Origin of the sequence: Polaromonas sp. 39-63-25 (genome assembly GCF_002278925.1) — a bacterium.
Lineage (GTDB): Bacteria > Pseudomonadota > Gammaproteobacteria > Burkholderiales > Burkholderiaceae_C > Polaromonas.
Genome location: NZ_NCJH01000002.1, coordinates 81,791 through 102,389, shown reverse-complemented (window position 1 = coordinate 102,389; position 20,599 = coordinate 81,791). Strand labels below are relative to the sequence as shown.

Below are 20,599 nucleotides of genomic sequence, written 5' to 3'. Positions count from 1 at the left end.
ATGAAATTGACATTTTGTGTTCGTAGCATTCACGTTATGAACAAAAACGCTCAGTTTCGAGCAATCATTTTCGACGTCGATGGCACCCTGTTTGATACCCTGCCATCGCTTTCAGCGGCTGCCAACAGTGTGCTGGGGCAGGCTGGCCTTCACGAGGTCTCGACTCCGCTTCTGCGCGCGGCGCTCAACGAAGGGTTGAGGCCCATGTTCCGCCAGTCCATTGCCCTTCAGGCGTCTGCGGTGGAGCCGGGATTGGCGCGCCAGCTTGAGGAAGAGTACATGGACCAGTACATGCAGCGATGGCTGCCGGCAGCGCCCCTGTTTGACCACGTGCACGAGGCATTGCTGGCGCTCAAGGCGCTCGACATGAGGCTGGGCATCTGTACCAACCGGGACCGGGCCTCGACCGACGTGTTGTTGACGCAGGCTGGCATTGCCGGCCTTTTCGACACCGTCGTTGGGATGGGGGATGCGCCACGTCCCAAGCCCGCCGCAGACCCTCTGCTCATGGTTATCGAGCGTATGGGAATACCGGCCGCGGCGGCCCTGCTTGTGGGTGACTCCTACATGGATGCCTCTTGCGCCCGCCTGTCGCAGGTTGGCTTCGCCGCCCATCTCGGCGGATATGCAGTGCACCCCGGTGACCTGTTGCCCCACATGACGAGTTTCAGCGACTACAACGAGTTCACCAACTGGGTGCTCGGTCGCCAATCTGCCAACAAGGAGGCCTGCCATGCCTGACATTCATATTTCCGGACTCACCAAGCAATTCGGCAATACCAAGGTCATCAAGGGGCTGGACCTGACCGTCAGGGACGGCGAGTTCCTGACGCTGCTGGGCTCGTCGGGTTGTGGCAAGTCCACCTTGCTTAAATTGATTGCCGGACTGGACCAGCCCGATTCAGGGTCGATCCGCTTGGGCGAGCGCGACCTGCTGGCCCTGTCGCCCAGTCAGCGCGACTGTGCCATGGTGTTCCAGTCGTACGCGCTGTATCCCCACATGACGGTGGGGGGCAACATCTGCACGCCTTTGCTGATGCGGGGGCTCGGTTTCTGGGGGCGGCTGCCGGGTGCGGGATTGTTTTCGGCCAATACGCGCCGCATCAAGGCCGAGGCGCAGGCAAGTGCCCGCAAGGTGGCGCAGAGCCTCGGCATTGACGGGCTTTGGGAACGAAAGCCTGCGCAACTGTCCGGCGGTCAACGTCAGCGCGTGGCCCTCGCGCGCGCCATGGTGCGCCGCCCGGCCGTTTTCCTTTTTGACGAACCGCTGTCCAACCTCGACGCCAACCTGCGCCAGGCACTTCGCGGGGAAATCCGTCAGCTTCATGACCAGTTGGGCGTGACCTTCATCTACGTCACCCACGACCAGCATGAAGCCATGTCCATGTCGGACCGTGTCGCGGTGATGCGTGAAGGGCGCATTCTGCAACTCGGAACACCCGAGGAAATCTATACACGGCCCGCCAACCTCGACGTTGCCCGCTTCGTGGGCGCGCCGCGCATCAACCTGCTCGACGGCGAAGTCAAAGCGCATGGTGTCGTGTGGGCGCAAGGCCGGCTGGTTGGTCACTCCCACGGCAAGACCGGCCCCTGCCGCATTGCGTTCAGGCCCCAGGCCGGGACGCTGGAGTCCGTGGACGGACTGGAAGTTGAAGGCACCCTGGTGAATGTGGAGTACACCGGCGCCGAACTGATTGCATCGCTCCAGGTCGATGGCATCGAAGACGCCTGCGTATTCTGTTTCCCCGCCAACAGCCCGGCGATCCGGGTGGGCCAGGCGCTTCGGGTTTCGGTGCCCATTGGTGAAATCCATCTGTTCGATGCCGATGGCCAGCGCCAGCCGTTTGAAGCCCTCCCGCCTGTCATGAGCAAAGCCGCCTGAGGCCGGACCATGCGAGTCAATCCGCTACACACCGCCCTGTTGCTTACGCCAGCGACGGTACTCATCCTGATGCTGCTTGTGGTGCCCGTTGCCATCGTGGCGGTCATGTCCCTGACCAACTGGCAATTCGGCGCCGCGACCCTGGATTGGGTCGGGCTGGCGAACTACCGCGAGCTGGTGGCCGACCCGGTCTTTCAGAAATCGATTTCCAACACACTCACGTACCTGGTCGTGGTGACATTGGGCTCGATCACCATCGGCCTGGGGGCGGCTCTGTTGATTGAGTCGGACACCCAGCTCCGCACCTTCTACAGGACGGCATTTTTCATGCCGGTGGCCTCCACCCTGATCGCCATGGCGGTGGTCTGGCAATTTCTGCTGCACCCCAGTGTGGGCCTGGTCAATCAGGTGCTTGGATTGCTGGGCATGGAGCCACGCAACTGGCTCAATGACGGCCGGTCCGCGCTTTACTCGCTCGCCGCGATTGGCATCTGGCAGATGTCCGGACTGGCCCTTGTCCTCTTCCTGGCAGGGCTCAAGAGCATTCCCCAGGACATTCGCGACGCCGGCGCCCTGGACGGCATCGAACATCCCCTGGACCGCTTCCGGCGCATCACCTGGCCGCTGCTGGGGCCCACCACGCTTTTTGTCGTCACCGTCTGCGCCATCCGGGCCCTGCAGGTGTTCGACACCGTGCATGTGCTGACCAAGGGCGGCCCCAACAAGGCCACCGAAGTTCTGCTCCACACCATCTATTCGGAAGGCTTCAGTTTTCTCCGCATGGGTTATGCCAGTGCGATGACGGTGGTGTTCATTGCAGGCATCTTCTTTCTCACCCAGCTGCAGCACCTGGCCATGGAACGAAAGACCCACTACTGATGAAACGTCCATCCATCCTCTTTCGCAGCTTTCGCCATCTGGTGTTGATGACCGGTGCCGCCGTCTTCCTTGCCCCGTTCATCTGGATGGTGCTGACCTCCCTGAAACCGGCCGACGAGATTTTCACGCGGGAATTCTCCCTGTTGCCAAGCAGGCTGGCATTGGTTGAAAACTACACACAGGCGCTGACCAAGGTGCCCCTGCTGCGTTATCTCTGGAACGGCATTGTCGTGTGCGCGGCCATTCTGGTCCTGCAGATCGTGGTGGCGCTGCCGGCGGCTTACGCCTTTGCCAAGCTCGACTTCCGGGGCAAGACCTGGGCCTGGCGGCTGGTGCTGCTGGCGCTGATGATTCCCCATCAGGCCACGGCCATTCCCATCTACGTGATGCTGCATCACCTGGGCCTGCTCAACACCCTGTCGGCCCTGATTGTGCCGTTCATCATCTCGGCTTTTGGCATCTTCCTGATGCGGCAATTCTTCCGTACGGTGCCCGACGACCTGATTCACGCCGCGCGCCTGGACGGCATGAGCGAGCTGGAACTGGTCTGGCGGGTGATGCTGCCGACCGCGATTCCGGCCCTGTTTGCCTTCTCCATATTTTCCGTGGTGTGGCACTGGAATGACTACTTCTGGCCGCTGCTGGTCATCGCTTCGCCCGAACTCGCCACGCCGCCCCTCGGGACCATGTTCTTTCGCAACGAGGAGGCCGGCACCGACTACGGCCCCCTGATGGCGGGCACGGTGCTGATCACCGCGCCGCTGGTTCTGTTTTTTATCGCAGCGCAAAAGCGCTTTATTGAAGGTGTGACGCTCACTGGCGTCAAAGGTTAGTTCATCAATTTAGGAGTAAACCCCATGAAACGCATTTTTCTGAAATCCATCGCCGCCGCTGCGCTGCTGACCTGTGGCGTGGTGCAAGCCCAGCAGCCGGTTGAGATCGTGGTCGACTACCCATTTCCCCAGCTTTTCAAGGAAGTCCACGAGAAAGTCGCCCAGGACTTCATGGCGAAATTCCCACAGTACAAGGTCAGCTTCCGCGCGCCGACCCCGGGCTACGAGGAAGCAACACAGCAGTCCCTGCGCCAGGCGGTCACCAACCAGCTGGCCGACGTGTCCTACCAGGGGCTGAACCGCCAGCGCATCTTCGCGGATCGTGGCATCGCCGTGGACATGACGCCCTTCATCCAGGCGGAAAAAGGTTGGTCCCAAATGGGCTATGACAAGGCGCTGCTCTCCCTGGGTCAGGTCAACGGCAAGCAGGTCGGCATCGGCTTTGCGCTGTCCACGCCCATCATTTATTTCAACGCCGACCTGATTCGCAAGGCCGGCGGTAACGTCGACCAGTTCCCCACCACCTGGGACGGCATCTTCGAGCTGGCGCGCAAGGCCAAGGCCAGTGGCGCCGGCACGCACGGGTTCCACTTCGACTGGGACATCACCGGCAACTGGATGTGGCAAGCGCTGGTGTTTTCGAACGGCGGCACGATGCTGAGCGCCGACGAAAAGAAGGTGGCCTTCGACGGCGCGCCGGGCAAGGCATCCATCCAGACCCTGGCGAAGATGGTCAACGAGGGCACCATGCGCGACGTGTCGTCGGCCACCTCGCGGCAGGACTTCGTGTCCGGCAACCTGGCCATCTGGTCGCACTCCACGTCCAACCTGGGTACCGTGATGAAGGAAGTCGGCAAGCGCTTCGAAGTGCGCACGGCGCGTTTCCCCATCCCGACTGGCACCGGACGCCTGCCTGCCGGCGGGAATGTCGCGATGATGTTCACCAAGGACCCGGCCAAACAGAAAGCCGCGTGGGAATACATCAAATTCACCACGGGCCCCCTGGGCGCCACGACGATGGTGAAGGGAACGGGTTATTTCCCAGCCAACCTGATTCCGGCGAACGACGCCACCATGCTCAAGCCGTTTTATGAGCAAAACCCGAACTACCTCACGGCCGTCAAGCAGTTGCCCGTCCTGACGGGCTGGTACGCTTTCCCCGGCGAAAACGGCCTCAAGATCACGGACGTCATCAAGGATCGGCTGCAGACCGTGGTGTCGAAAGCGGCCCAGCCCGAGGCCGCGCTGGCCGACATGAGCAAGGCTGTGCAGGCCTTGCTGCCACGCTGATCAGGAGCTGTCGTGCTGAAGTTCATTCACATCACCGATACCCACCTCGTCGAGCAGGGCCATGCCCTCTATGGGCTGGACCCCTGCAAGCGACTGGCGCGTTGCCTGGACAGTGTCATTCAGGACCACTCCGACGCCAGCTTGTGCGTGGTCACGGGCGACCTGGCGCATGTGGGCCATAGGGACGCCTACCGCCAGCTGTCCGAGCAGTTGGCCCGGCTGCCGATGCCTGTCCTGCCCATCCTGGGCAACCATGACAACCGCGCCAATTTCCGGGAATTTTTTCCGCAGGTACAGACTGATGCGAACGGTTTTGTCCAGTATGAGTCGCCCATCGGCGAGTACCGCGGCATCTTCCTGGACACGAACGAACCCGGCGTGAGTTACGGCGTGTTGTGCGAAAAACGCGCCCAATGGCTGGCCGACCGGCTGGCGGAGGATGACCGGCCGGTGTTGCTGTTCATGCACCACCCGGCGTTTGCCCTGGGCATTCCCTCCATGGACCGCATTGCCTTGCTGGAGACCGGGCCTTTTCAGGCGGCGCTGCAAGGGCATACCCAGCGCATCAGGCATTTGTTCTTCGGCCACATTCATCGGCCTATTTTCGGCAGCTGGCGCGGCATCCCGTTTTCGACCATGCGGGGCACCAATCACCAGGTGGCCTTGAGGCTGGATGAAACAACGAATATTCCAGGCAGCCATGAGCCACCGCAGTACAGCGTGGTCCTCCTCCAGGAGGAGTCTGTGACGGTCCACGTGCACGATTTCCTGGACAGCAGCGAACGGTTCTGGCTCGGCGAATGACCCCCTGAAATTTCATGCGGCCGCGCGCGCAGACAGGTGTGAAGCCGCGCCATGGCGCGGCGGGCCATGCCGCATGAATTTCCCCGTTTAGCGCCCGGTCAGCGCCCCGTCGGGCAGTAGCTGTTTTTCGGTTCTTCGCCGCGCAGGTACTGCAATTCCTCTTCCTCGGTTGCCTTGCGCACCGTCGCCAGTTTGGCGCGGTCGCCGTACAGGTCTTGCAGGGTGTCCGTCATTTTCTGGAACGGATCGTCCTTGGGGCCGAAGGCCTTGAACCAGCGGCGCGCACGGCCTTCGTAGTGGAAGTCCACGACCCAGAGGGCGGATGGCTTGAAAAATTCCATGGAAATGTGTGATCCGGTGGAGATGACCGGCCGGGGTGGAGTCGTCGCCCGGCCTTGTGACCTGTCATTGTCGGCGTTTTCCAGGTTGCCGCGCGCAGGGCGCCCGCGGACGCGGTAACCTTCGTCAGGTTATTGCCGAAAATACACAGGCGGCCGATCTTTTCGCCGAATCGTCCATCAGGGAGAAAAAATGAACCGGGATTTTGTCATGCGTCTGCTCCATGAGCGGATGGACCAGGCGGACCTGTCCGAGGGGCGGGTGTTTGACATGGGCACACTGGCCGAAGTGCTGATCAACGAGCTGGCCGAGAACTGGGAACAGATCCCCGAACGCACCCGCGCCATCATGATGGGCGCTGCCTTTGACCTGGTGGTACAGAACCTGAAGCTGCAGGAGGCCGACATCGAGGCGGCGCTGGTGATTGAAGGGCTGAAGAAGAAATAGATCGCCGGCCTTCCGGCCCTTGCGGCCAGCCCCTGCTTTCTCCCGCAACGCGCCGGTGAGCCGCGTCCCTCAAGCCTTGAGGCCGCTTGTCGCTGGCATCACAATGGGCGCATGCGCAAACACTTTTCCGAAACCACGGGTCCGCAGCGCCTGATGTATGGCCTCGCGGCGGGCCTGGTCACGGCAGCGCTGCCGCTGCCGCTGGCCTGGCCCTTGCGCGGCTTGCTCGGCTGGTGTGTGGGCGTGGCCGTCTACCTCTTGCTGGCCTGGTGGCTGGCCATGGCTTTTGACGCGAAAGGCACCCGTGAACGCGCCCAGACGCAGGACGAGCCCGGCGTGGTGATTTTCCTGATGCTGCTGCTGGCCACCCTGACCTGCGTGGCAGCCATTGTGTTCATGATGCAGCAGAGCCGGGAGCTCTCGGGCGTGGCACGCACGCTGCAGATTGCCCTGTCGATGGCGGCGCTGGCGGCGTCCTGGCTGTTCATCCAGGCCATCTTTGCGTTTCATTACGCGCACCGCTATTACCAGGAAGAAAAACGCAAGCAGCCAGCGGGTGCCGGCCTGCTGTTTCCTGGTGGGCAGGACCCCGACTATTTTGATTTTCTGTATTACGCACATGTGGTCGGCATGACCTCGCAGGTGTCCGACGTGCAGGTGACCTCGCGCGCGATGCGCCGGCTCACGACGGTCCACGCCGTGTTGTCCTTTGCCTTCAACATGCTGATCCTGGCGCTCAGCATCAATGTGGTGGCGGGCTCCCTGCACTGACCCCGCACCAGGGCCTGCCGGTCATTCTTCGCGCAACTGCTTGTCGAGGGCTCTTTTGTCAGCGTGCCGGGCGGCCGAGCGCGACTTGCGGTGCGCTCCCGCCTTGCGCTGCAGGGCCGGCACGACCAGCGGGTTGCGCGGCCGGGTGACCTTGATCTTGAGCTTGATCTTGGTTTTGCGTGCAGAACTCATCGCCCGATTTTAAGCAACCCGGTGGACAGCGCCGTACCGCAGACGATAACCACCGCGCACAGCAGCATCCAGAGCGTGACGGCCTCGCCGAGAAACAGCACGCCGTAAAACACGGCAAACACCGGCACCACAAACGTCACGGCCAGCGCGCGCGCCGGGCCGGCGGATGCAATCAGCCGGAAGTACAGGATGTAGGCAATGCCGGTGCATAACACGCCAACCACCAGCAGGGCCAGCCAGGCGCTGCTGCCGGGCATCTTTGCCGGCCACAGCCACAGGGCCGGCAGCGCCAGGCCCAGGGTGGCGCCGATCTGGCTGCCCGCGGCGGTGACCAGCGGCGGCAGCCCGGTCAGGTAACGCTTGGTGTAGCTGGCTGACAGCGCATAACAAATGCAGGCAAACAGGCAGGCCAGCACGGCCCAGCCCGGTGCCACGCCCGAGGCGTCGGGCTTGAAGGTGGCCTTGTCCCAGGCCAGCATGGCGACCCCGGCAAAACCGACCACCAGGCCCAGCAGGCGCGAGTGGTTGGGCTTGTCCTTGAGCCAGAGCCAGGCCACGAGTGCGCCGAACATGGGCACGGTGGCATTGAGGATGGCCGACAGTCCGGTCGTGATCGACAGCAGCGCAAACGAAAAGCAGGCAAACGGAATGCCGGAATTGAACATGCCGATCAGGAACACATGGCGCCAGTTTTTCACCAGGGTCGTGCCGAGACCGCGCAGCAGCACCAGCGGCAGCAAAAAGGCCGCCGCAATAGCGACGCGCACGGCGGCGGTGGGCAACGGGCCGAACTCGACCGTGCCTATGCGCATGAACAGGAAGGACGAGCCCCAGATGGCGGCCAGCAGCACGAAGTCGATGGCCCAGTGTTTCGGGCGGGCGCCGGCGCTTGCACTTGCACTTGCGGATGTTGAACTCAAGACCGGTGCTCCTGAAGAACGCCTTCGAGCTTGAGCAGGGCGGTTTTGCGGTCCAGCCCGCCGGCGTAACCGGTCAGCGCGCCGTTGGCACCCATCACGCGATGGCAGGGCACGATGATGCTGACCGGGTTGCGGCCCACGGCGGCGCCCACGGCGCGCACGGCAGCCGGTTTGCCGATGCGCCGGCCCACTTCGCCGTAACTGGCGGTGCCGCCTTGCGGGATTTTCAGCAGCGCCTGCCACACGGATTGCTGGAAAGCCGTGCCATAGGCCAGGTCCAGTGGCACATCGAATTGCGTGCGCTGTCCCGTAAAGTATTCGGTCAGTTGGGTCATCACCTGCTGGAGAACGGGATGTGCCGGATCGCTGGGCCAGACCGGAGGGTCCACCAGTTCCGGCGGCAGGTGGCGCTGGCCCTCGAACCAGAGCCCGGCCAGGCCCTTGTCGGTTGCGGCAATGATCATCTTGCCCAGAGGGCTCTGGAAAGTGGTTTGAACGACGGAGCGGGTAAATTTCATGATGTTCACCTTTGAATGGTTTCGGGTTCTGCCTGTCATTCAGGCTGTTATTGCGTTTTTCCCCTTTAAGCGCGGGCGTGTCCAGCTATAAATTCAGTAGCAAAACAACTTTCTTCTCAGACGTCGTTCGCCTTGCGGGCATTCAGGAAAAACAGAACCTCGATCATTCGCCATGGATCCTCGCGCGACGGCGCATTTTCGTCCAATGAAATCGAGGCACCTGATTCATTCCCTGAACGCATGGATCCCAGGCGCCGTCAGCCGCTGGGCTGCATCGCCCCGCTCCAGGCCCGGATGACGGCATAACTTCGCCAGGGCTTCCAGGCCAGCGAGGCGAGCCTGGCTTCCTTGGCCGGGTTTTTCAGCCCCTGCACACCGAGCGCCTTGTGCAGCGCCACGTCGCCGGACGGGAAGGCGTCGGGCCAGCGCAGTGCCCGCATCGCGATGTACTCCGCCGTCCAGTCGCCAATGCCGCGCAGGGCTTTCAAGGCGGCGATGGTGGCGTTGACATCGGCGCCGCCATGCAGTTGCAGGCGCTTTTCGGCCACGGCCTGGGCAATGCCGACGATGGCGGTCTGCCGCTGCCTGACAATGCCGAGCTGGCCCAGCGCGTCGCCGCTGGCCTGCGCCAGCACCGCCGCCGCAGGAAAAAGCCGCGTCAGGGCGGGCCAGGGCGTTTCTATCGGCTCGCCGAACTTGTCCACCATGCGCTGCGCGAGCGTGCGCGCGGCCGCCACCGTGATCTGCTGGCCCAGCACCGCGCGCACCGCGAGTTCATAACCGTCCATCGCACCGGGCACGCGCAGGCCGTCGCCGCCCGGAAAAGCGGCGTGCAGCACGCTGTTGATGGCCTGCGGGTCGGCGTCGAGGTCCAGCATGGCGCGCAGCCGCCGTATCACCAGCGGCAACACCTCGCGCAGCGAGTCGCTGATGCGCAGCGCGACGTGGCAGCGGCTTTCGTCGAAGCTGGCGTGAATCCAGCCGGCATGCACCTTGCCGCCGACTTCCACACGAAAAGTGCGCCCTATTCCCATGCTGCCTGGGCCATCAGCTACAAATTCGATAGCGTTGATCTGACGCTTCCTGAAAAACCCCGTCATCGCGGCCACGTCATACGGCGGCCGGTAACCCAGCCGGACGGTGATGCCGGTGTCCGGCGAGCTGGCCCCCTGGCGCCGCATCTGCGTCGGGTTCAGGCCGTAGTGGTCAACAAAGGCCGCATTGAAGCGCCGCACGCTGGCGAAGCCGCTGATCAGCGCAATCTGCGTGACCGGCAGGGCGGTGTCGGCCAGCAGCTGCTTGGCGGTCAGCAGCCGGCGCGTCTGCAGGTACTGCATGGGCGACACACCGAATTGCGTCTCGAAGATCCGCCGCACGTGGCGGTCGCTGATACCCAGTTTCGCGGCCAGCAGTTCGACGGAAGGTGCAGCTTCCGTCCAGGCCTCGGGCTCATCTAATAGGCGCGCCGCCTGGTGCGCCAGGATGTAGGAGGCGTCCTGAATCGACCAGACCACCGAGTGTGGCGCCAGTTCGGGCCGGCAGCGCAGGCAGGGCCGGAAGCCCGCGTTCTCTGCCTGGGCGGCATGGCCGAAGAAGCGGCAGTTCTCGCGTTTGGGCGTCTTCACGCTGCAGACCGGCCGGCAGTAAATGCCCGTGGAGGTAACACCCGTAAAAAAGCGGCCGTCAAAGCGGGCGTCCCGCGCTTTGAGCGCGAGGTAGCAGGCGTCGTCGGCGAGAGGGGTGGCTTCCGGGTTCATGGGCTTGATGATACGTGCCGGGCGGGTTTTGACTGGCCGTTTCCGGACATCTCCCGCGCGCCCCCGGCGCCTACAATCGACGCTGTTTTGCAACCCCAGGAGTGCCTACCCCATGCAGCTTGACGCATCCATTTTCAAGGCTTACGACATCCGCGGCGTGGTGCCCTCCACCGTCAACGAACCGGTTGCCGAGGCCCTGGGCCGGGCTTTCGGCAGCATCGCCCTGGCCCAGGGGGAACAGACGGTGGCGGTGGGGCGCGACGGGCGCCTGAGCGGGCCGTCCCTGAGCGCGGCGCTGATGCGCGGCCTGGCGGCCAGCGGCGTGGATGTGGTCGATATTGGCATGGCCACCACGCCCATGCTTTATTTCGCGGCCAGCACGCTGGCCAGCTCCGGCATCCAGATCACCGGCAGCCACAACCCCAAAGACTACAACGGTTTCAAGATGGTGCTGGCCGGCCGCGCGATTTATGGCGAGGACATCCAGGCCCTGCGCCGCAGCATGGAAGCCGAAGGCTGGGCCGCACCGGCCCGCGTGGGGCAAATCACCCAGGTCAATGTGCTCGCGGCCTACCGCGACCGCATCGTCGCCGACATCAAGCTCACGCGGCCGATGAAAATTGTCATCGACTCCGGCAACGGCATTGCCGGGGCGTCGGCACCCGACATCTTCCGCGCGCTGGGCTGCGAGGTGACCGAGCTGTTCAGCGAGGTCGACGGCACGTTTCCGAATCACCACCCCGACCCGAGCAAGCCGGAAAACCTCAAGGACCTGATCACCGTGCTGCAGGCCGGCGACGCCGAGCTGGGCCTGGCCTTTGACGGCGACGGCGACCGGCTCGGCATCGTCACGCGCGACGGCAACAACATCTACCCCGACCGCCAGATGATGCTGTTTGCGCGCGATGTGCTATCGCGTGCGCCGGGCGGCGCGATCGTGTTCGACGTGAAATGTTCGCAGCGCCTGGCCCCCGAGATCGAGGCCGCCGGCGGCGTGCCCATGATGTACCGCACCGGTCACTCGCTGATCAAGGCGAAGATGAAGGAAGTCAATTCGCCGCTGGGCGGCGAGATGAGTGGCCACATCTTTTTCAAGGAGCGCTGGTTCGGTTTTGACGACGGCACCTACGCCGGCGCCCGCCTGCTGGAAATCGTCAGCCGGGCGCCCGACGCCGGGGCGCTGCTCAATGCCCTGCCCACCAGCTTCAGCACGCCCGAACTCAACGTGGCCTGCCGCGAGGGCGAGCCGCACACGGTGGTGGAGGCTCTGGTGTCCCTGGCCATGGAGGCCATGCGCGATGCCGGTCCTGCGCCGGCCAGTCCCGATCCCTCGGGCGGCAGCGCGCTGCGCGAGGCCGTCAACGCGGGCGCCAAAATTTCGACGATAGACGGCGTGCGCATCGACTGGACCGACGGCTTCGGCCTGATTCGCGCCTCCAACACCACGCCGGTGCTGGTGCTGCGTTTTGAAGGCCGCACACCGGAGGCGCTGGCGCGCATCCAGGCCGACATGATGGGCCTGCTGCGCAGCGTCAAGCCCGATGCCAGCTTCGCGGCGGCCGTTCACTAATGCCCCCACGCTTGTCGCTTCGCGTACTGCGCTGCCCTCCGAGGGGGCGCTGCGCCTGCGGCCCGGCAAAGCCGGTTCCGCGGCCCCTGCTGGTCAAGAGGGAGTCGCCAATCTCGGGGCTGGTCTTGCTTGGGGCGGCCGGCGCGTGGTGAAAATACTTCTTGTCAAACTCTCGTCGCTCGGCGACGTGGTGCACACCTTGCCGGTGGTGCAGGACATCCTGGCGGCGCGCCCCGGCGCGCAGATCGACTGGGTGGTGGAACAGGCGTTTGCGCCTTTGCTGGCCCCGCTGCTGGTGAGCGGTCATGTGCAGCACGTGATCCCCTGCGAGTTGCGCCGCTGGCGCAACGCGCCGCTGGCGGCCGCCACGAGGGCCGAGTGGCATATTTTCAAAAAACAACTGCAGGCCCAGCCGTACGACGCGGTGATCGACCTGCAGGGCCTGACCAAATCGGCCGTGGTGGCGCGCCTGGCGCGGCTGGCGCCGGGCGGCAAGCGTTATGCGCTGGCCAACCAGACCGAAGGCTCGGCCTACGAGGCGCCGACGCGCTGGGTCGCCGACGTGGCGATTGCCATGGCGCCGCACATTCACGCCATGCAGCGCGGACGCGAACTGTGCGCGCGCGCCCTGGGCTACGCCTTGCCGCCGGTTCCGGATTTTGGGTTAAAAGTGCCTTCAGCCCTTATGGAACGTGCGCAAGATGCTCCTGAAACAGTAGCATTTGTACACGGCACCTCGCGCGCCGACAAGCAGTGGCCGCTGGAAAACTGGATCACGCTGGGCCGTCAGTTGATGGCGCAGGGTTACCGCATTGCCTTGCCGCACGGCAGCGCCGACGAACTGGCGACGAGCCAGGCCATTGCTGCGGGCTTGAACGCCGGAAGCGCGGAAGATCAGGTCATCGTGTGGCCCCGCCTTCCGCTCGATGCGCTGACGCAGCACCTCGCGCAGTGCGCCGGCGTCGTCGGCGTGGACAGCGGCCTGAGCCACATTGCCGTCGCGCTCGACCTGCCGCATGTGCAGATCTACAACTTCGACACCGCCTGGCGTACCGGGCCACTGCCTGATTCGACAGGCGCAGGTGCTCCGCGCCAGCTCAGCGTTTTTGCCCAGCCCACACCGTCGGTGCAGGCGGTCTGGGACGCCTGGCTCAGTTGCCAGCCGCTCCCGGCGCAGGTGTCCGAATGGGCGCCGCTTCCCTGATGATCCGCCAGCTTTATTCACTGTTGATGTGGGCGGCCCAGCCCTTTTTGCGGCGCAAGCTGCGCAGGCGCGGCCTGGCCGAGCCGGGTTACCTCGACGCCATCGAGGAACGCTTCGGCCATTACACGCAAGCTGCTGAAAGCATCTCCGAGCTGGTGTGGGTGCATGCCGTGTCGCTGGGCGAAACCCGCACCGCGGGCATTTTGCTGGCGGCCCTGCGCGCGCAGTGGCCCGGGCTGCGCATCCTGCTGACCCACGGCACCGCCACCGGCCGGGCGGAGGGCGCGGGCCTGCTGCGCGCGGGCGACGTGCAGGTCTGGCAGCCCTGGGACAGCCAGGCCGCCGTGGCACGGTTTTTCACACACTTCAAGCCGCGCCTGGGACTGTTGATGGAAACCGAGGTTTGGCCCAACACCGTGGCCGGCGCGCAGGCGCGCGGCGTGCCGCTGGTGCTGGTCAACGCGCGGCTGTCCGACAAGTCGCTGCAACAGGCGCTGCGCATCGCATGGCTGTCGCGGCCGGCCTATGCGGCGCTGGCGGCGGTGTACGCGCAGAGCGACAACGACGCCGAACGCCTGCGTGCGCTCGGCGCGCCCGTGCAGGGCGTGTTCGGCAACCTCAAGTTCGACGCCGCGCCCGACGCTTCCCAGCAGGAACTCGGGCGGCAATGGCGCCAGGCGCTGGGCCGCCCGGTGTTGATGCTGGCCAGCTCGCGCGAGGGCGAGGAAGACGACTTTTTGAAGCAAATAATGGCCCTGGCCCTTTCCACACGGGCGCAGGCAGCTCCTGAAAAGAGAGCAGATGGAGAGCCGCCGCCGGCCGCCGACTTCCAGATCCTGATCGTGCCGCGCCACCCGCAGCGCTTTGACGAGGTGCAAACGCTGGTTGAAAAACACGGCTTGACGGTGTCGCGTCGCTCCGGCCGGAACGGTGCGCCGCCGGCAGCGGCCGATGTCTGGCTCGGCGACTCGCTGGGCGAGATGGCGCTGTATTACGCCATGAGCGACGTGGCTTTGCTGGGTGGCAGCTTCGCGCCGCTGGGCGGGCAAAACCTGATCGAGGCGGCCGCCTGCGGCTGCCCCGTCATCATGGGGCCGCACACCTTCAACTTTGCCGAAGTCGCCGAACTCGCCGAAGCCGCCGGTGCCGCGCGCCGTGTTTCAGACATGGCCGAAGCCGTGCGCGCAGCCCGCGCCATGCTGAGCCGGCCGAGCGCGCAGCAAGCCGCCGCGGCCGCCGGCCGGCAGTTTTCGGCACAACACCGCGGCGCGGCCGCCAACACCGTGCAGGCACTGGAACAACTACTCAAGGACTGAAGGCATGGCAGAGCCTCTCGTCAACCAGTACGGCGCGGATGTGCCCAAAGCCATCGCGCGCATGATCACCGCCGTGCATCCGGCGTTTGAATTGCGCAAGTTTGTCGCCGATGCGCTCAAGGGTTATGACGCCCTGGCCCTGATGCCACGCGGCAAACACATCGCGCGCGCCTTGCAGCGGCATCTGCCGCCCGACTACCCGAAGGCGATTGATATCCTGTTGGCCTCGCTGGACCAGCCGCACGGGCGCGATGCGGGGCTGACCCTGGGCTCTTTCCTGTACCTGCCGCACACGATGTTTGTGGCCGAGTTCGGGCTCGATCATTTCGAAGAGTCCATGCGCGCGCAACATGCGCTGACGCAGCGCTTTACCGCCGAGTTTAGCATCCGCGCCTTTTTTCAAAAGCACGAAGCCGCCACGCTGGCGCGTTTCAAACAATGGGCCAGCGACCCGAGTGAACACGTGCGCCGCCTGGTGTCCGAAGGCAGCCGCCCGCGCCTGCCCTGGGCCGCCCGCCTGCCGGCCTTCCAGAAAAACCCGGCGCCGGTGCTTGAACTGCTGGAGTTGCTCAAGGACGACCCCGCGCTGTACGTGCGCCGCTCAGTCGCCAACAACCTCAACGACATCGGCAAGGACCACCCGGAGCTGCTGGCCAAAACCGCCAGGCAGTGGCTGAAGGGCGCCAGCGAAGAGCGCCGCTGGATCGTCCAGCACGCGCTGCGCTCGGCCGTCAAACGCGGCGAGGCCGGCGCACTGGAGGTGCTGGGCTTCGGCAAAAGCGCGAAGGTCGAAGTGGCAAACGCCCGCATCACGCCCGCGCGTGTGCCCATGGGCGAGAAGGTCAACATCGCGTTTGACGTGTCCAACACCAGCGCGAAGCCGCAGGACGTGCTGGTGGACTTCTGCATCCACTACGTCAAGGCCAGCGGCAAGACCAGCGCCAAGGTTTTCAAGCTCAAGGTGTTGAAACTTGCACCGAAAGAAACGGTGCGATTGAGAAAGACGGTATCCACCGCGGAGATGACCACGCGCAAACACCATGCGGGGCTGCATCGGGTGGAGGTGTTGCTGAATGGGCAGGCGAGGGCGCTGGGCGCATTTGAGTTGGCGTGATGCACGCGCTTGTCAGATTTTGCCGGTGTTGCCAGGCTGAGCGGGAGCGCGTTGCCCAAGCCAAATGCTTCCCACAACGAGCAGGCCGCCAGCCATCTGGGGCCAGGTCAGGGTCTGGTTCAGGAATTGCCATCCCAACAATACGGCGGCTACAGGGCTGAGCAAGAGCAGCGATGAGACCGCGGAGGAGTCCAGACGCGTTACCCCTCGCAACCACAGGGCATATGTCAAAGCCATGCCGATCAGACCAAGCCATGCAAAAGCAAGCAGGTTGGTTGTCGTCGGAACGGGGATGAGTGGCTCGAACACAAGTACGACAGGCACTAGAAGAAGGCCCCCGGCGGTCAGTTGCCATGCAGTGAAGGTAATCAGCGATACCGTGGGTTGCCACTTGCGGTTAAGTACCGTGCCACATGCCATTGCACCGGTTCCGACCAGCCCCGCCAGAACGCCGATTGGGTCAAGTGCGGCGCTGGGCGTCAGCACCAACAACGCCACGCCTGCAGCTCCAACAAGGGCAGCACCAATCGATACCCGTCGGATTGGCTGGGCCAGCACGAAGTAGGCGAGAAACACCACCAGGAGGGGTTGCACCGACGACACAGTTGCTGCGACCCCGCCGGGAAGCCGATAAACGGCAATGAACAGCAAGCTGAGGAAGATCGAAAAGTTCAGCGCACCGAGGATGAAGGCACGTGCCCACCAGATGCCAGTTGGAAGGGTCCGCACAAACAGGAGTAGCAGTAACCCAGCCGGCAGCGACCGAAGCATTGCGACTGTCACTGGAGAGTAATTGGGCAAGAACTCGGTGCTGACGATGTAGGTACTGCCCCAGACCACCGGTGCTATTGCCGTCAACAACAGATCAGAACTGTTTTTTTTCACGCGACCCCCAGAACCTCGGCAAGCGGGCGGCGCGGTTTTTGCGGCCAGCTGGTTCCCGCTGCGCGCCCGACTGCCACGAGCATCACGGGAATTTCCTCGCTGGTTAGGCCGAACTGACCCGCCACGCTGTCAGCGTCGAAGCCACCCATAGGGCCGGTGGCCAGGCCCATTGCCTCGGCCGCAAAGATGAGGGTCGCGGCGCCAAAGGTGGCGGAGCGGACAGCCTCGTCACGAGCAATCCGTGGATCAGCATATTGCGTTCTCACACCGGTTTTCCACGCTGACGCCATAGCTTCGGACATGTAGCCGGCGTCTATGAAGGGGAGGAGTCTTTGGGGGACGTCGAGGTGGTTGGGGAGTTGGCCGCAGACGATAAAAGTTACGGCTGCCTCCAATACTTTGGCCTGTCCGTGGGCAAGGTCGTGCAACAGAGCTTTCGCCGCCGGCGTTCTCACCGCGATAAATCGCCAGTTTTGAAGGTTGTAGGCGGTGGGCGCCCTTGTTGCAAGCCGAACAAGCTGCTCGATCTCAGTATCTGACAATCGATGCTCTGCATCGAAATGGTTGACTGATGTGCGTTGTTCAATAAGTGTGATGGTGGGGTGGATCATTATTTCGATGAATTCAAAGGATCAAACGAGTTTAGGTAATCCACCAATAAAATATAATACAAAGATTACTAAAGAGATAATTCACTAATAGAAGAGAATAGTGTGGACCGCTTTACCGCTTTTAAGGTTTATCGATACGTGGCGGAACTGAACAGCTTTGCAGAGGCCGGCAGGCGCCTGGGCCTATCACCAGCGGCGATCAGCAAGAACATCGCTGAGCTGGAAGCGCATGTTGGCGCGCGCCTGATCAACCGGACGACACGGCGTATGGCGCTGACGGAAGAGGGAAAAACATACCTGGAGCATGTTGTTCGCGGACTTGACGCGTTCTCGGAGGCGGATGAGGCCTTGTGTCCCACAAAAAAAGACCCGAGTGGCACCCTGCGGATCAGCGCGCCCATGACTGTCACCCTGACAAAACTCTCAGCGGCCATTCCCCACTTTTTATCGCGCTATCCTGAGCTGAGCCTTGACCTCCACTTGGACGACAGGCGCGTTGACCTGATTCGGGAAGGGTTTGATCTTGCCATTCGCGGCAGCGACAACCTGGAGGACTCCAGAATGGTCGCCAGGAAGCTGGCGGTCATGCCGCATGTGCTTTGTGCAGCCCCGTCCTACTTCGAGGCAAATGGGAAGCCAACAAAGCCTTCCGACCTTGCGTCTCACACCTGCGTTCGTTTCAGCCTCTCCGGTCATTCGGACCAGTGGGTGTTCAACAAAGATGGTCGTACAGAACGGGTACCGATACGCGCTCGATACTCCGTCACCTCAAGCCTCGCTGTTCGGGATGCCTTGCGTGAGGGCTTCGGTCTCAGCTTGATGCCGTATCCCTATGTCGAAAGCGACTTGAGAGATGGGCGCTTGCAATCCGCCCTGGAGGACTGGACAACCGTGGAAACCACACTCTATGCGGTGTATCCGTCCCGCCAACACCTTGCTCCGAAGATCCGGGCCTTTGTGGATTTCCTGGTAGAAGCGTTCAATTGACCACAGAGACTGCGGCACCCCGCGGGTCGGCTAGACCCTGAAGATGACTTTGCGACGTGGCGGACGCACTTACTTCACCAGCAGCGAATTGATCAACAACAAATCTTCCGGCGTCAGCGTGCCATTGGCCTGACGCAACCGCAGCCCGCCGATCAGCACGTTGTAGCGCGCCTGCGCGAGGTCGCGTTTGGTCTGAAACAGCTGGCTTTGGGCATTGAGCGCATCAATGTTGATACGCACGCCGACCTGGTAGCCCAGCTTGTTGGTATCGAGCGCGCTCTGGCTGAACGCTTCGGTCGCTTCGAGAACCTTGACCTGGCTTCGTGGCACTCCCAACGCCATCGTCACGAATGCCGTTCAGCGACAGGCGCATGCTCCGCCATCAGCTCAGCCACCCATTCGATGAACACCCGCAACTTGCTGCTGACATGCCGGTTAGGCGGAAACGCGATGTACAGCGGCATGGCATCAAGCCTCCACCCTTCGAACAGCGGCACCAACTCCCCGCTTGCCAAGTGCGCCTTGGCCATGTAGTTCGGCAGCCAGAGAACGCCCATGCCGGCCAGGCCGGCGGCGAGGTAGGCGTTGCCGTCATCGACCGAGAGCACGTAACGCCCCTGCACCTTGATGCTTTCACTGCCTGAGTGCATGGCGTACGGAACCGCCTTGCCGGTGCGCGCCCACAGGAAACCCACGATGCGGTGGTGCGTGTCCTCCAGCTCGCGCGGGTGCAAGGGTGTGCCGGCACGCGCCAGGTAGCTCGGTGCCGCATAGACCCCGAGCTGCAGGTCGCCCACGTGGCGGGCCATCAGTGACAGGTCGGTGAGTTCACCGCCACGCACGACGCAGTCCACGTTCTCGCTGATGATGTCCACCATGCGGTCGCTGACGCCCATGTCGAGCTGGATGTCGGGGTATTGCGCGTGGAAGGCCGGTAGTGCCGGTATCAGGATCATGCGGGCCAGGGGGCTGGGCACATCGACCCGCAGCCGGCCCCTGGGCGACGCGGAAGCGCTGGACAGGCTGGTTTCGGCATCGTCCACATCGGCCAGCACGCGCAGCACACGCTCGTAGTAGGCGGCGCCATCAGCCGTGACGTTGACCTTGCGTGTGGTGCGGTTGAGGAGCCTGACGCGCAGCCTGGCCTCCAGTTGCTGCACCAGTTGCGTCACGCTGGTTTTGCTCATGTGCAGCGTTTCGGCCGCTTTGGTGAAGCTGCCGGTTTCCACCACGCGGGCGAAGGCCTGCATTGCATCGAAACGGTCCATGCGGGCTCCCAGCGTTGTTGATTGTTTGGATTCTACGAACAGTGATGGACAGGCTTGCCTGTTTATCCGGCAGACGTCGCGGCCTAAAGTGAGTTCATCTTTAAACCCGGGGTCGCTTGGCCCCCATGATGGAGCACATCAATGACACAACGTGACGTCGTTTTTCCGCCCGGCCGCCAGGCGCTGTATGAGCGCAACCGCTATTCCCCGGCAGTGAAGTCCAACGGCTTCCTGTTCGTTTCGGGGCAGGTCGGTAGCCGCGAGGACGGCTCGCCCGAGTCGGATATGGAGGCGCAGGTTCGCCTTGCGTTCGACAACCTGAACGCGATTCTGAAGGCCGCAGATTGCACGTTCGACGACGTGGTGGACGTGACTGTATTCATCGTCGATCCGGAATCGGTACTCGAGACGATCTGGAAAGTTCTGCCGGATTATTGGGGCGACGCACCGCACCCGACGCTGACAGGTGTCGGCGTGACGTGGCTCTACGGTTTTCAGTTCGAGATCAAGGTGATAGCGAAGCTACCTGAATCCAGCAAGGACTAACGGCGAATCGCTCCAGGGTCAGACACTGCGCTAAGCGGCCTGGACTTCCGTCGCAGGGCTGGGCATGGCGCGCCGCTCGTTGGCCAGCACGCGGCCTGCGTTGAGGCTGCTGATGGGAATCGTGATGTCCTGGGGAATGCCGCCGGAGAGCTGCAAGGCCAGGTAGCGCCCGCAGCACACGCGCAGGAAGGATGCGAAGTTTTCCACCTCGGCGCGTTCATGCAGCAGCTCGTCGTAAAGCCGGGTGCAGAGCTGCGGCACACTCATGCCGTCGCGCCGGGCAATCTCGTCGAGTACCCGCCAGAACAGATTTTCCAACTTGATGCTGGTTGCCGCGCCGTGGAGTCGCACCGAGCGGGCGCGGCTTTCATACAAGCTGGGGTCGGCGCTGATGAATACCTTGCACATGCTTTGGCCTCCTGAGGGATCCGCCATGATGCGGCAAACGCGGTGCCGCTGCAAGCGC

The 20,599-nt window shown here is 63.4% G+C and carries 23 protein-coding genes and 1 pseudogene; 14 read left to right on the top strand and 10 right to left on the bottom strand.

The window, feature by feature from the left end; all coding sequences use genetic code 11:
* Nucleotides 1–36: 36 nt before the first annotated feature.
* The 6 genes from B7X65_RS03175 to B7X65_RS03150 are packed head-to-tail and all read left to right on the top strand — an operon-like array spanning nucleotide 37 to nucleotide 5,688.
* The gene (locus tag B7X65_RS03175) at nucleotides 37–741 is read left to right on the top strand and encodes an HAD hydrolase-like protein (protein ID WP_293592637.1); all 705 of its coding nucleotides are present in this window, start codon (nucleotides 37–39) and stop codon (nucleotides 739–741) included.
* Nucleotides 734–1,882, top strand: coding sequence for an ABC transporter ATP-binding protein (locus tag B7X65_RS03170; RefSeq protein WP_293592635.1), 1,149 nt, complete (start codon nucleotides 734–736; stop codon nucleotides 1,880–1,882). Before B7X65_RS03175 ends, B7X65_RS03170 begins: the two co-directional genes overlap by 8 nt.
* A gap of 9 nt (nucleotides 1,883–1,891) precedes the next feature.
* Nucleotides 1,892–2,761 carry a carbohydrate ABC transporter permease gene (locus B7X65_RS03165; protein ID WP_293592633.1) on the top strand — a complete coding sequence of 290 codons (870 nt, stop codon included), beginning with the start codon at nucleotides 1,892–1,894 and terminating at the stop codon, nucleotides 2,759–2,761.
* Nucleotides 2,761–3,594, top strand: coding sequence for a carbohydrate ABC transporter permease (locus B7X65_RS03160; protein ID WP_293592631.1), 834 nt, complete (start codon nucleotides 2,761–2,763; stop codon nucleotides 3,592–3,594). Before B7X65_RS03165 ends, B7X65_RS03160 begins: the two co-directional genes overlap by 1 nt.
* A gap of 24 nt (nucleotides 3,595–3,618) precedes the next feature.
* Nucleotides 3,619–4,884, top strand: a complete 1,266-nt coding sequence (locus B7X65_RS03155) for an ABC transporter substrate-binding protein (RefSeq protein ID WP_293592629.1) — start codon at nucleotides 3,619–3,621, stop codon at nucleotides 4,882–4,884.
* A 12-nt stretch (nucleotides 4,885–4,896) separates the two neighbouring features.
* On the top strand, nucleotides 4,897–5,688 hold the full coding sequence (locus tag B7X65_RS03150; protein ID WP_293592627.1) for a phosphodiesterase: 792 nt from the start codon (nucleotides 4,897–4,899) through the stop codon (nucleotides 5,686–5,688).
* Nucleotides 5,689–5,786: 98 nt separating this feature from the next.
* Here B7X65_RS03150 and B7X65_RS03145 read toward each other — a convergent pair whose 3' ends face one another.
* Nucleotides 5,787–6,029, bottom strand: a complete 243-nt coding sequence (locus tag B7X65_RS03145) for a hypothetical protein (protein WP_293592625.1) — start codon at nucleotides 6,027–6,029, stop codon at nucleotides 5,787–5,789.
* A 190-nt stretch (nucleotides 6,030–6,219) separates the two neighbouring features.
* On the opposite strand from B7X65_RS03145, the gene B7X65_RS03140 reads away from it, so the two are divergent.
* Both B7X65_RS03140 and B7X65_RS03135 read left to right on the top strand, forming a co-directional pair.
* Nucleotides 6,220–6,474, top strand: a complete 255-nt coding sequence (locus B7X65_RS03140; protein ID WP_293592623.1) for a hypothetical protein — start codon at nucleotides 6,220–6,222, stop codon at nucleotides 6,472–6,474.
* 111 nt (nucleotides 6,475–6,585) lie between these two features.
* A complete protein-coding gene (locus B7X65_RS03135; protein WP_293592621.1) occupies nucleotides 6,586–7,245 on the top strand; it encodes a DUF1345 domain-containing protein in 660 nt (219 codons plus the stop codon).
* Nucleotides 7,246–7,266: 21 nt separating this feature from the next.
* Here the strand turns inward: B7X65_RS03135 and B7X65_RS03130 are convergent, their stop codons facing one another.
* The 4 genes from B7X65_RS03130 to B7X65_RS03115 form a co-directional block, all read right to left on the bottom strand.
* Nucleotides 7,267–7,437: a hypothetical protein gene (locus B7X65_RS03130; RefSeq protein ID WP_293592619.1), complete on the bottom strand. Its 171-nt coding sequence runs from the start codon at nucleotides 7,435–7,437 to the stop codon at nucleotides 7,267–7,269.
* Nucleotides 7,434–8,357 carry a DMT family transporter gene (locus B7X65_RS03125; protein WP_293592617.1) on the bottom strand — a complete coding sequence of 308 codons (924 nt, stop codon included), beginning with the start codon at nucleotides 8,355–8,357 and terminating at the stop codon, nucleotides 7,434–7,436. Before B7X65_RS03125 ends, B7X65_RS03130 begins: the two co-directional genes overlap by 4 nt.
* Nucleotides 8,354–8,875, bottom strand: a complete 522-nt coding sequence (locus B7X65_RS03120) for a methylated-DNA--[protein]-cysteine S-methyltransferase (protein ID WP_293592615.1) — start codon at nucleotides 8,873–8,875, stop codon at nucleotides 8,354–8,356. The genes B7X65_RS03125 and B7X65_RS03120 overlap by 4 nt, the downstream gene beginning before the upstream one ends.
* Before the next feature lie 257 nt (nucleotides 8,876–9,132).
* Nucleotides 9,133–10,632 (bottom strand): DNA-3-methyladenine glycosylase 2 family protein, encoded by a 1,500-nt coding sequence (locus tag B7X65_RS03115; protein WP_293592613.1) that lies wholly within the window; start codon nucleotides 10,630–10,632, stop codon nucleotides 9,133–9,135.
* A 112-nt stretch (nucleotides 10,633–10,744) separates the two neighbouring features.
* Here B7X65_RS03115 and B7X65_RS03110 point away from each other — a divergent pair, with 112 nt between their 5' ends.
* The 4 genes from B7X65_RS03110 to B7X65_RS03095 all read left to right on the top strand — a co-directional run bounded on the left by B7X65_RS03110 (nucleotide 10,745) and on the right by B7X65_RS03095 (nucleotide 15,836).
* Nucleotides 10,745–12,202, top strand: a complete 1,458-nt coding sequence (locus tag B7X65_RS03110) for a phosphomannomutase/phosphoglucomutase (RefSeq protein WP_293592611.1) — start codon at nucleotides 10,745–10,747, stop codon at nucleotides 12,200–12,202.
* Nucleotides 12,203–12,350: 148 nt separating this feature from the next.
* Nucleotides 12,351–13,406 (top strand): lipopolysaccharide heptosyltransferase I, encoded by a 1,056-nt coding sequence (gene waaC / locus B7X65_RS03105; RefSeq protein WP_293592609.1) that lies wholly within the window; start codon nucleotides 12,351–12,353, stop codon nucleotides 13,404–13,406.
* On the top strand, nucleotides 13,388–14,722 hold the full coding sequence (locus tag B7X65_RS03100; protein ID WP_293592607.1) for a 3-deoxy-D-manno-octulosonic acid transferase: 1,335 nt from the start codon (nucleotides 13,388–13,390) through the stop codon (nucleotides 14,720–14,722). Before waaC ends, B7X65_RS03100 begins: the two co-directional genes overlap by 19 nt.
* A gap of 4 nt (nucleotides 14,723–14,726) precedes the next feature.
* Nucleotides 14,727–15,836 (top strand): DNA alkylation repair protein, encoded by a 1,110-nt coding sequence (locus tag B7X65_RS03095; protein WP_293592606.1) that lies wholly within the window; start codon nucleotides 14,727–14,729, stop codon nucleotides 15,834–15,836.
* A 12-nt stretch (nucleotides 15,837–15,848) separates the two neighbouring features.
* On the opposite strand, the gene B7X65_RS03090 is transcribed toward B7X65_RS03095, so the two are convergent.
* Nucleotides 15,849–16,721, bottom strand: coding sequence for an EamA family transporter (locus tag B7X65_RS03090; protein ID WP_293592605.1), 873 nt, complete (start codon nucleotides 16,719–16,721; stop codon nucleotides 15,849–15,851).
* Nucleotides 16,718–17,332, bottom strand: coding sequence for a nitroreductase family protein (locus B7X65_RS03085; protein ID WP_293592604.1), 615 nt, complete (start codon nucleotides 17,330–17,332; stop codon nucleotides 16,718–16,720). The genes B7X65_RS03090 and B7X65_RS03085 overlap by 4 nt, the downstream gene beginning before the upstream one ends.
* A gap of 102 nt (nucleotides 17,333–17,434) precedes the next feature.
* Between B7X65_RS03085 and B7X65_RS03080 the strand changes: the two genes are divergently transcribed.
* On the top strand, nucleotides 17,435–18,319 hold the full coding sequence (locus tag B7X65_RS03080; protein WP_293592603.1) for a LysR family transcriptional regulator: 885 nt from the start codon (nucleotides 17,435–17,437) through the stop codon (nucleotides 18,317–18,319).
* A 69-nt stretch (nucleotides 18,320–18,388) separates the two neighbouring features.
* Here B7X65_RS03080 and B7X65_RS03075 read toward each other — a convergent pair.
* A pseudogene (locus B7X65_RS03075) lies at nucleotides 18,389–18,637 on the bottom strand (TolC family protein); the annotation flags it as partial.
* Between the two features lie 26 nt (nucleotides 18,638–18,663).
* Entirely contained in the window at nucleotides 18,664–19,587 is a 924-nt protein-coding gene (locus B7X65_RS03070) for a LysR family transcriptional regulator (RefSeq protein ID WP_293592601.1), read from the bottom strand.
* A 141-nt stretch (nucleotides 19,588–19,728) separates the two neighbouring features.
* Here B7X65_RS03070 and B7X65_RS03065 point away from each other — a divergent pair, with 141 nt between their 5' ends.
* The gene (locus B7X65_RS03065; protein WP_293592599.1) at nucleotides 19,729–20,133 is read left to right on the top strand and encodes a RidA family protein; all 405 of its coding nucleotides are present in this window, start codon (nucleotides 19,729–19,731) and stop codon (nucleotides 20,131–20,133) included.
* Between the two features lie 30 nt (nucleotides 20,134–20,163).
* Here B7X65_RS03065 and B7X65_RS03060 read toward each other — a convergent pair whose 3' ends face one another.
* A complete protein-coding gene (locus B7X65_RS03060) occupies nucleotides 20,164–20,541 on the bottom strand; it encodes a ribbon-helix-helix domain-containing protein (RefSeq protein WP_293592597.1) in 378 nt (125 codons plus the stop codon).
* Nucleotides 20,542–20,599: the final 58 nt, after the last annotated feature.